The sequence below is a fragment of the Massilia sp. ZL223 genome, assembly GCF_018119395.1.
In the GTDB taxonomy this organism is placed as follows: Bacteria; Pseudomonadota; Gammaproteobacteria; order Burkholderiales; family Burkholderiaceae_D; genus Telluria.
This window is the reverse complement of the sequence record NZ_JAGPWD010000071.1, coordinates 1-10,088: the sequence shown is the minus strand read 5'-3', so window position 1 is coordinate 10,088 and position 10,088 is coordinate 1. Positions and strand designations below refer to the sequence as shown.

The following is a 10,088-nucleotide window of genomic DNA, read 5'->3' as shown; positions in this document are numbered from 1 at the left end:
ACAGCAGCCCGCCGACGACGAGCCTCCCTCCTGGGTGACCGAATTTTCCGACGACACCGCCGTCGCCGCCGAGGCGCCGGCCGTGGTCGCTCCGCCGCAGCCGGCGCGGGTCGCCGCGCCGTCCGCGCCGCCGCATCCCTACGTCGTCACGCCCGTGCCCGAGATCAATTGGGACGGCAACTGGCCCGCGCTGGCCGGCAGCCTGCCGCTGCGCGGCGTGGCCCAGCAGCTGGCCCTGCAGACCGAGCTGATCGGCTGCGTGGCGTCCGAGCACGCCGTGACCTTCCGCCTGCGCGTGCCGGTCGATACCCTGCGCGCCAGCGGCAATAGCGACAAGCTGGCCGCGGCCTTGCAGGAACATTTCCCGAATCTGCGTGTCACGGTCGATACCGAGATCGGCCCCGTGTGGTACACCGCCGGCGCCGAACAGCGTGCGGCGCGCGAGGAACGCCAGCGCCAGGCCGAAGCCACCGTGGGCGCCGATGCCTTCGTGCAGGAGATGGAGCGCACACTCGGCGCCTTCATCGTGCCGGGCTCGGTCAAGCCGCCGGTCGCCTGAGCGACCGGCAAGGACGCACAAACCCATTTACCCATCCGGACAACTTGGAGAAACCACCATGATGAAAAACCAGCTCGCAGGCCTGATGAAGCAGGCGCAAGCCATGCAGGACAACATGAAGAAGGCGCAGGAGCAGCTGGCTCAGATCGAAGTCGAAGGCCAGTCGGGCGCCGGCCTGGTCAAGGTCGTGATGACCTGCAAGAACGACGTCAAGCGCGTCACCATCGACCCGTCGCTGCTGGGCGACGACCGCGACATGCTGGAAGACCTGGTCGCCGCGGCCTTCAACGACGCCGTGCGCAAGGCAGAAGCGACTTCCGCCGAGAAGATGAGCGGCCTGACCGCCGGCATGCCGCTGCCGCCTGGCTTCAAGATGCCGTTCTGACGCCAAGGCTGATGTTCGTCATTTCGCTCAGCTATACCGCGCCGCTCGAGCACATCGACGCGCACCTGGCCGCCCACCGGGACTACCTCGCCGCGCAGTATGCGGCGGGCCATTTCCTGATGTCCGGGCCAAAGGTGCCGCGCGAGGGCGGCATCATCCTGGCCGACGCGCCCAGCCGCGCGGCGCTGGAAGCGGTGCTGGGCGAGGATCCGTTTCACAGGGCAGGGGTGGCGCGCTACGAGATCACCGAGTTCAAGCCCCTCATGACGGCGCCGGCGCTGAGCGCCTGGCGAGCCTGACATGTCCAAGTCCCTCGAATTCCTTACCGAATCCCTGCGCCGCCTCCCGGGCGTGGGCCCCAAGTCGGCCCAGCGCATGGCCTTCCACCTGCTGCAGCACGACCGTGAAGGCGCGGCCCAGCTGTCGCGCGCGCTCTACCAGGCGGTCGACACGGTGCACCACTGCGCCATGTGCAATACCTTCTCGGACACCGAGGTCTGCGACCTGTGCGCCGACGAGGCGCGCGACCACAGCCTGCTGTGCATCGTCGAAACCCCGGCCGACCAGCTGATGATCGAGCAGACCCTGACCTACAAGGGCCTGTACTTCGTGCTGATGGGCAGGCTGTCGCCGCTGGACGGCATCGGTCCCAAGGACCTGCACCTGGACAAGCTGGTCAACCGCGCAGCCGACGGCGTGGTCCAGGAAGTGGTGCTGGCCACCAATTTCACCAACGAGGGCGAAGCCACCGCCCATTACATCAGTGAAATGCTGAAGGCGCGCGGCCTGAAAGTCAGCCGCCTGGCGCGCGGCGTGCCCGTCGGCGGCGAGCTTGAGTACGTCGATGCCGGCACGATAGCGCGCGCCATGATCGACCGCCGCAGCGCATAATGGTTGTAACGACAACCCGGTAGCAGTCGGTTCAAGTCAGCACGGGTGCCTGTGCGTGCGCGCAAGCCCGATGTGCGGGCCGCTGCTATCGTAGGCTCTTTCAGCGGACCCGACATGCACCTCGTCGATATCACGATGTTCTATGCCGCGGAAGGCGGCGGCGTCAGCACTTACCTGAACGCGAAATCCCATTGGCTGGCCGAGCATGGGCTCATGCGCCACACCATTCTCAGCCCCAACGTGGACGATGGCGGCGACATCCCTTCGCTGGTGCGCGTGCCCGGCGTGCCGCTGCCCGGCATCAACGGCTATCGCATGCCGGTGTCGGTCGCGGCCCTGGCGCGCCGGCTCAAGGCCAGCGAGCCCGACCTGATCGAGGTCGGCGACGCCGGCCACAGCGCCTGGGCCGCCTTGCGCCTGCGCGAGCGGCATGGCGTGCCGGCCATCGCCTTCTACCATTCCGACCTGCCGCGCCTGGTGGAGAACCGCTTCGGCCAGGCCGCGCGCCAGGCCACCTGCAAATACCTGGCCCACCTGTACCGCGAGTTCGACCTGGTGCTCGCGCCCAGCCGGCTGATGGTCGGGCAGCTCGAGGCGATGGGCGTCAAGGGGGCGCTGCACCAGCCGCTGGGCATCGCCAGCGACGTGTTCCGGCCCGACCGGCGCGATCCCGGCCTGCGCGCCGAGCTCGGCATTGCGCCGGATGCGCGCCTGCTCGTCTACGCGGGCCGCTTTACGCCGGAGAAAAAGCTCCCGCTCCTGATCGAGGCCGTGCGCAAGCTGGGCGCGCCTTACCACCTGCTCATGGTGGGCGGCGGCGAAGAGCCGCCGCGCGGCGAGCGCATCAGCGTGCTGCCGTTCCAGCGCGACCAGCGCGACCTGGCGCGCCTGCTGGCCAGCTGCGACCTGCTGGTGCACCCGGGCGATTGCGAGACCTTCGGCCTGATCGTGCTGGAAGCGATGGCTTGCGGCCTGCCGGTGGTGGCCACGAGCGGCGGCGGGGTGGCCGAGCTGGTGGACGAGCGTTCCGGCATCCTGGCGCAGCCGAACTGCGCCGACAGCCTGGCCGGCGCCATCGAGGCGATCTACGAACGCGACATGGCCGCGCTGGGCGAGCACGCCCGCCACAAGACGCGCGAATATTTCGACTGGAACCAGATCTTTCCGCAGATCCTGCGCCGCTACCACAGCCTGCTGGGCGCGGGCCAGGCGGCGCAGCCGGCGCTGGAGCGCATCTGTGTTACCGACTGAGGCCGCGCTCTGCGTGTCCATCCACGACGTGGCCCCGTCCACGTGGGACGAGTGCCGGCGCCTGGCCGAAGCGATCCGCGAGGTCGCCGACATCCCGCTGACCTGGCTGGTGGTGCCGGCCTACCACCGCGGCGGGGGCGAGGAGCGACGTATGCGCGCCGGGCTGGACGCGGCGCTGGCGCGCGGCGACGAACTGACCCTGCATGGCTACACCCACCTCGATACCAGCCCGCGCGGCGAGGGCTGGCGCGACCGCTTCCTGCGCGGCGCCTACAGCCGCGAAGGCGAGTTCGCCGCGCTGACTGCGGAGGAAGCGGAGCGCCGCATCCGCCTTGGACTCGACTGGTTCGCGGCCCAGGGCTGGCCGGTGAGCGGCTTCGTGCCGCCGGCCTGGCTGATGGGCGAGGATGCCTGGCGCGCGCTGCGCCGTTTCCCATTCGCGTACACGACGACCTTTACCCGCTTCCATCTGTTGCAGGGCGAAGAGGGAAGCGAGGCTGGGAAGCTTGGCGGCTTGCCGGAAGAAAGCAGGGCGCCGGCATGCCGGTCGACGTATTCGCCCTCGCTGGTCTACGCCGCGCGTAACCGCAGCGGCCGTCTTTTATCACCGGTCATGGCCGACCTGACGTCCGCCTTGCTGTCCCGGGCGCCGCTGATTCGCCTGAGCCTGCATCCGCCGGATGTGCGCTATCCCCGCCTGCTGCGTCATGCGCAGCGGACGGTCGAGCGGCTGCTGGCGCGCCGCACGCCGATGACCAAGGCGGCGTTCGCGCGGCTGCTCACCAGTACGGTCCCCAATAGCCCGCACCACGCCAGCGCGGTCCCCAGCCTCCGTAATACGATGGAGTATTGCCAAGGCGGCGGAGCTCGTCCTTCGTGCTGAGCTGCAGCACGCAGTTGCGCCAGGCGTCGCTTTCGGCCGTATAGCCGAGCCGGACACAGGCCGGGCCGTAGACGGTGATCATCTGCGCCATGTCGGCCTGCATGCGGGCCGCGCGTTCTTCGGGTGAGGTGGCGCACGCCGACAGCAGCGGCACAAGGCAGGCCAGGGCGGCTGCCGAAACAGGAATACGCAATGAGGTACGCATGGGTCCTCCCTTCGCGCCGTGGATGGCGCCAGGACAGAATAGCATAGGGGCGGTGGAGGCCGTTGTACGGAGGCGGGTCAAATGTGCGCGGAGGTTTTAGTAAGGAGTGATGGTCGTGGTCTGCGGGCAAACTTGGGTTCCGGCCTCCGCCGGAACAACGTATTTACGGGCGCGAACTTGCGGGGCTACCCCGGCCAGCTTCCTCAGCACGTCGTTCCGGCGGAGGCCGGAACCCAAGTTGACCTTCCGCCCGCGCTGCATTTTCAGAACGACCGTACTCCCACCAGGCGCTTTTTCTGGCAAGATACGCCCCCTAAAAACAAGGAGGAGACACATGCGCAAGCGTGGATGGAAAACCTGGACCCTGCGGACGCTGGCCGCGGTGCTGGGTTTATTGCTGCTGGCCGTGCTCGGCGCCTGGCTGTACCTACGTGGCAGCCTGGCCCAGCTCGACGGCGAGCGCACGGCGCCTGGCCTGACTGCCGAGGTGACCGTGGCGCGCGACCGCGACGGCGTGCCCGTGATTCAGGGGAGCAGCCGCGGCGACGTCGCCTATGCGACCGGCTTCGTGCACGCCCAGGAACGCTACTTCCAGATGGATCTGCTGCGCCGCACCGCGGCCGGCGAGCTGGCCGAGCTGTTCGGCCCGCGCGCGTTGCCGCTCGACCGTGACCATCGCCTGCACCGCTTCCGCGCCCGCGCGGAAAGCGCCCTGGCGCGCCTGAACGGGCCGGAACGCGACCTGCTCGACCGCTACGTCGCCGGCGTCAACGACGGCCTGAAGGCCCTGCGCGCCAAGCCCTTCGAATACGCCCTGACCGGAAGCGCGCCGCGTCCGTGGACGGCCCAGGATTCGCTGCTGGTCGCGTGGGCGATGTACATCGACCTGCAGAACAACCTGGCCCCGCGCGAGCTGGCGCGCGGCTGGATGCGCGAGCACAGCGACGCCGCCCAGCTGGCCTTCCTGCTGCCCGACGCCAGCGCCATCGACGCTACCCTCGATGCCCCCGCTACTCCCGCTTCGGCGCCCGCGCTGGCGCCGATCCCTTCCCACGCCCCGGACTGGTGGGGACCGGCCTCGAAAGTCCCGGTCCAGCTGGCCGCCGCCGATTTCACCGATTCGGTCGGCAGCAACAACTACGCGGTGGCGGGCAGCCGCACCAGCAGCGGCGCGGCCATCGTCTCGGACGACATGCACCTGGGCCTGCAGTTGCCAAACATCTGGTTCCGCGTCGTGCTGCGCTTCCCCGACGCCAGCGCCGCCGGCGGCCAGCGCCGCGTGGTCGGCGTGACCCTGCCGGGCGCGCCGCCTTCGGTGATCGTCGGCAGCAACGGCCAGGTGGCCTGGAGCTTCACCAACAGCTACGCCGACCTGCTCGACCTGGTCGAACTGGGCAAGGACGCCGCAAAAGGCGCTCAGGTGCGCACCCCGAACGGCTGGGAAACCCCGCGCGAGCACGTCGAGCTGATCGCGGTGAAGGGCGCGCCCGCCGAACGCTTCGTGGTGCGCGACACTTCGCTCGGCCCGATCCGCACGGTGGACGGCCGCGACTACGCGGTGCACTGGATCGCCCACGATCCCCAGGCGGTGAACCTGAATCACCTGAAGCTGGAAGGCGCGCGCAGCGTCGACGAGGCGCTGGCGATCGCCGCCATCGACGGCATCCCCGCCCAGAACTTCGTGGCTGGCGATGCGCGCGGCAATATCGGCTGGACCATCGCCGGCGTGCTGCCGCGCCGTACCACGCCGCCGCCCGTCGCCACCTTCCCGCTCGACCCGGACGGCCATGCGCCGACCTGGAACGGCCTGCTGCCGGCGGCGGACTATCCGCGCGTGCTCAATCCGCGCGAGGGGCAGATCACCACCGCCAACAGCCGCCAGCTGATGGGTGCGGGATCGGAGCGCATCGGCGACGGCGGCTTTGACCTGGGCATGCGCAATCGCCAGCTGCACGACGGCCTGCTGGCGCTGGGCGCCAAGATGGACGTGCGCCAGGCCTTCGGCGCGGCGCTCGACGACCGCGCGCTGTTCATCGCCGACTGGCGCCGGCGCGCCCTGGCGGCGCTGGATGCGAGCGCGCTGAGCGGCAAGCCGCAGCGCGCCGAGTTCCGCCGCCTGCTGGAAACCAGCTGGGACGGCCGCGCCAGCGTCGATTCGGTCGGCTACCGGCTGGCGCGCGACTACATGTGGGCGCTGCACGAGCTGCTCTACGGCCAGGCCATGGCCGCGATCAAGGAGCGCGATCCCAAGGCCACCGCCGCCATGGCCGGCAGCCGCTGGCCGCTGGTGGTGGCGCGCCTGCTGGACGAGCAGCCGGCCGGCTGGCTGCCTACCGGCTATCCGACCTGGCAAGCCTTGCAGCTCGCGGCGGTGGACCGCGTGATCGCGGCCATCGAGGAAGAGGGCAAGATCCTGGCGCAAGCCAGCTGGGGCGAGCGCAACACGGCCAATGTGGCACATCCGATCAGCATGGCCGTGCCCGCGCTGCGCTTCCTGCTGGCCGCGCCGGGCGACCGCCTGCCGGGCGACGCCCACATGCCGCGCGTGGCGGGGCCGAAGTTCGGCCAGTCGGAACGCTTGACGGTGTCGCCGGGACGGGAAGAAGAAGGCCTGTACAACATGCCGGGCGGCCAGAGCGGCCATCCGCTGTCGCCGTACTTCCTGGCCGGGCACGCCGCCTGGGCCGAAGGCAGGCCGCTGCCGCTGCTGCCGGGGACGGCCCAGCACACGCTGCGCCTGGTCCCCTGAGCTTTACCTGGCGGGCAGCGCCAGGGTGACGCTGCCCAGCATGTCGGTAATCGCCTCGGCGCTCGACGGGCGGCCGAGGAAGTAGCCCTGCACCATGTCGCAGCCGTATTCCTCGAGCAGCAGCAGCTGCTCGCCGGTCTCGACACCTTCCGCCACCACCACCATCTTGAGTCCGTGCGCCATCGCGATGATGGCGCGCGTGATGGCCGCGTTTTCCGAATCCTGGGGCAGGCCGCAGATGAAGCTGCGGTCGATCTTCAAGGCGCGCACGTCGAAGCGCTTGAGATAGTTCATCGACGAGTAGCCGGTGCCGAAGTCGTCGATCGACAGGTAGACGCCGATGCCGCGCAGCTGCTCCAGGGTGGCCAGCGTGGCGCGGGCGTCGTCCATCAGGGTGCCTTCGGTCAGCTCCAGTTCCAGCAGGCGCGGGTCCAGCCCGGTCTCGTGCAGGGCCGAGAGCACCATCTGCGACAGGTTCTCGTCCTTGAACTGCTTGGCCGACAGGTTGACCGCCATGCGCATCGTGCGCCCGGTCAGGCGCTGCCAGGCGCGCGCCTGGCGGCAGGCGGTGCGCAGCACCCATTCGCCGATCGGCACGATCAGGCCGGTCTCCTCGGCGAGCGGAATGAACTCGGTGGGCGGCACCAGCCCGCGCTCGGGATGGCGCCAGCGCACCAGGGCCTCGACGCCGACGATCTCGGCGCTCGCTACGTCCCGCTGCGGCTGGTAGAGCAGGTACAGCTCGTCGTTCTGCAGCGCCTTGCGCAGGCCGACTTCCAGCTTCACGTGACTCATGATCTGCATGGTCAGCGAAGAGCTGTACAGCTTGGCGTTGTTCTTGCCGCAGTTCTTGGCGTGGTACATCGCGGTGTCGGCGTATTTGAGCAGCGAGCCGCAATCGTCGCCGTCTTCCGGGAACAGCGAGATGCCGATGCTGGCGGTCACGAAAATCTCGTTGCCCTCGATGAGGAAGGGCCGGCGCATCGCCTCCTTCACCCGGTGCGCCACGTTCAGCGCGTGCTCGACCCGTTCCAGATCCGGGATCAGGATCGTGAACTCGTCGCCGCCCAGGCGCGCCAGGTTGGTGCTGTTCTCGCCCCGCGAATCTCCCCTCGATACCAGGTCGCTGGGGCGCGTCGTGTCGCGCAGGCGCTCCGACACCATCTTGAGCAGGGCGTCGCCCGCGTTGTGGCCGAGCGTGTCGTTGATGCGCTTGAAGGCGTCCAGGTCCATGAACAGCACCGCGAACTTCTTGTTGCCGATCTTGGAGCGCTGCAGCTCGCGCTCCAGCGTCTCCAGGAAGGCCTGGCGGTTCGGAATGCCGGTCAGGCTGTCGCAATAGGCCAGGCGCCGGATCTGCTCTTCGGCGCGCTTGCGTTCACTGATGTCGCGCACCAGGCCCAGCACCTGCGAGGGACTGGTCGCCACCAGGCGCGCCTCGAAGTGCTGCACTTCGCCGCAGTCGGTGGTTTCGTACTCGACCGAACGCACCTGCTGGGTGGCCAGCACGGTCTTCATCTGCTCCAGCATGCGGTGCGCGATATCGGCCGGCAGCACGTCGCTGACATGGCGCCCCACCACGTTGCGGTCGATGCTCGCCGCCTGCGCGACGCGCCCGCGCCCATTGCGTTCCTGTCGCAGACGCGCATGTCCCGGCTCATAATCGAGGTAGAAGCCGTCCGCGTTCATGCGGAAGAAGGTGTCGGGAATGGCCGCCAGCACGGCGCGGTTGTGGGCGTCGGCGATGCGCAGGCGCGCGATGGCGTCGCTGGCGCGCAGCACGTACAGCACGCGGTGGCCGAGGATGGGCCAGTTGATCGGCTTGGAGACGAAGTCGGTGGCGCCGGCCTCGTAGGCATGGGTGACCGCCTCGACGTCGTCGCCGCCGGTTACCATCACGATGGGTATGCCGACGCCGTCCCCGGTTTTGGCAGCCTCGGCGGCCCGGATCGCGGTGCAGGCCGCGAAGCCGTCCATGCGCGGCATGTCGACGTCCATCAGGATCAGGTCCGGATGGCGCGAGGCGGCCAGTTCGACCGCTTCCAGGCCGTCCGCCGCTTCGATGGCGTCGAGCCCGACCTGGGCCAGCATCTCGAGCATCAGGAGACGCATCACCGGATCGTCGTCGGCGACCAGGACCGTCCCGCGCTGGGGTGGAGAAGAGGCTGGCATGCTAGGTTTCCTTTTCTAGGAGGGCATTGAGCGATTCGCGCACCGACAGGAATTCGCTTTCCATGTCGGCGAAGAGGGGGGCGCCGCCATCGACCTTGCCGGCGCGCCCGATCTGTTCCAGGTCGCGGCACAGCGCGGCCAGGCGCGCGGCGCCGATATTGGCGCTGGCCGACTTGAGGCTGTGGGCGATGCGGCGCAGGCCTTCCGGGTCGCCACCGGCGAGCGACTGGCGCAGCGCCGCCATGTGGCGCGGGGTATCGGTGACATAGGCCGCCACCACCTTCTGCACCAGCGCGTCGCCGCCTTCGCGGCTGAGCGCGCGGATGTTGTCCAGCGCCGCCAGGTTGACAGGATCGTGGCGCGGCGCCGGCGCTGGCGCTGCCGGTACACCGGGCGGATCGTCGTGATGGCGTGAAGCGCTCAGCGGCAGCGACACCCAGCGCCCGATCACGCCGGCCAGCTGCTGCTGGGTGAAAGGCTTGGACAGGTAATCGTCCATGCCGGCCGCCAGGCAGGCCTCGCGGTCGCCCTGGAGCGCATTGGCGGTGATGGCGATGACGGGCAGGGTGCGCGCGCGGCCCGCTTCGCGCTCGTAGCGGCGGATCGCCGAGGTGGCGGCGAAGCCGTCCATCACCGGCATCTGGCAATCCATCAGCACCGCATCCCAGCCGCCTTCGCGCACGCAGTTCAAGGCCTCTTCGCCATTGCGCGCGCAGTGGGCTTCCAGCCCCAGGCTTTCGAGCATGGCCTTGGCAACTTCGACATTGACCGGATTGTCCTCGGCCAGCAGCACGCGCCGCGCGCGCCGTCCCGATGGCTGGCGTCCGGGCGGCACCGGATCAGCGGACAGCGCGGCGGGCAGCGCGGCGGCGATGCCCGCCTGGGCCGGGACAGCGGCCGGCGCGCCATGCAGCCGCGCCGCGCGCGCGGCCAGGCAGGCGTACAGGTCGGGGGGGGGGGCCCGCGGGGGCCGCGGGGGGGGGCCCCCCCCCC

The 10,088-nt window shown here is 69.6% G+C and carries 8 protein-coding genes and 1 pseudogene; 7 read left to right on the top strand and 2 right to left on the bottom strand.

Annotated features, from left to right (window positions below; all coding sequences use genetic code 11):
* The 7 genes and pseudogenes from KBW95_RS24185 to KBW95_RS24155 form a co-directional block, all read left to right on the top strand.
* Positions 1-559 (top strand): annotated as a pseudogene (locus KBW95_RS24185) (DNA polymerase III subunit gamma/tau); the annotation flags it as partial.
* A 58-nt stretch (positions 560-617) separates the two neighbouring features.
* On the top strand, positions 618-944 hold the full coding sequence (locus KBW95_RS24180) for a YbaB/EbfC family nucleoid-associated protein (protein WP_027866165.1): 327 nt from the start codon (positions 618-620) through the stop codon (positions 942-944).
* Positions 945-955: 11 nt separating this feature from the next.
* Positions 956-1,243, top strand: a complete 288-nt coding sequence (locus tag KBW95_RS24175; protein ID WP_211527117.1) for a YciI family protein — start codon at positions 956-958, stop codon at positions 1,241-1,243.
* A gap of 1 nt (position 1,244) precedes the next feature.
* A complete protein-coding gene (gene recR, locus KBW95_RS24170; protein ID WP_211527118.1) occupies positions 1,245-1,835 on the top strand; it encodes a recombination mediator RecR in 591 nt (196 codons plus the stop codon).
* A gap of 114 nt (positions 1,836-1,949) precedes the next feature.
* Positions 1,950-3,086, top strand: coding sequence for a glycosyltransferase family 1 protein (locus KBW95_RS24165; RefSeq protein ID WP_211527119.1), 1,137 nt, complete (start codon positions 1,950-1,952; stop codon positions 3,084-3,086).
* Positions 3,073-3,969, top strand: coding sequence for a polysaccharide deacetylase family protein (locus KBW95_RS24160; protein WP_211527120.1), 897 nt, complete (start codon positions 3,073-3,075; stop codon positions 3,967-3,969). Before KBW95_RS24165 ends, KBW95_RS24160 begins: the two co-directional genes overlap by 14 nt.
* Before the next feature lie 539 nt (positions 3,970-4,508).
* Complete coding sequence (locus KBW95_RS24155) at positions 4,509-6,923, top strand: penicillin acylase family protein (protein WP_211527121.1); 2,415 nt, start codon at positions 4,509-4,511, stop codon at positions 6,921-6,923.
* 3 nt (positions 6,924-6,926) lie between these two features.
* Here KBW95_RS24155 and KBW95_RS24150 read toward each other — a convergent pair whose 3' ends face one another.
* Both KBW95_RS24150 and KBW95_RS24145 read right to left on the bottom strand, forming a co-directional pair.
* Positions 6,927-9,095, bottom strand: coding sequence for a bifunctional diguanylate cyclase/phosphodiesterase (locus KBW95_RS24150; RefSeq protein ID WP_211527122.1), 2,169 nt, complete (start codon positions 9,093-9,095; stop codon positions 6,927-6,929).
* A 1-nt stretch (position 9,096) separates the two neighbouring features.
* Positions 9,097-10,088 (bottom strand): response regulator (locus KBW95_RS24145; RefSeq protein ID WP_211529537.1); only part of this gene is annotated, 992 nt, incomplete at its 5' end.

Coding starts and splice junctions, on each gene's coding strand:
- KBW95_RS24150 (WP_211527122.1), bottom strand. CDS start 9,095: ATGCCAGCCTCTTCTCCACCCCAGCGCGGGACGGTCCTGGTCGCCGAC.
- KBW95_RS24180 (WP_027866165.1), top strand. CDS start 618: ATGATGAAAAACCAGCTCGCAGGCCTGATGAAGCAGGCGCAAGCCATG.
- KBW95_RS24155 (WP_211527121.1), top strand. CDS start 4,509: ATGCGCAAGCGTGGATGGAAAACCTGGACCCTGCGGACGCTGGCCGCG.
- KBW95_RS24165 (WP_211527119.1), top strand. CDS start 1,950: ATGCACCTCGTCGATATCACGATGTTCTATGCCGCGGAAGGCGGCGGC.
- recR (WP_211527118.1), top strand. CDS start 1,245: ATGTCCAAGTCCCTCGAATTCCTTACCGAATCCCTGCGCCGCCTCCCG.
- KBW95_RS24175 (WP_211527117.1), top strand. CDS start 956: ATGTTCGTCATTTCGCTCAGCTATACCGCGCCGCTCGAGCACATCGAC.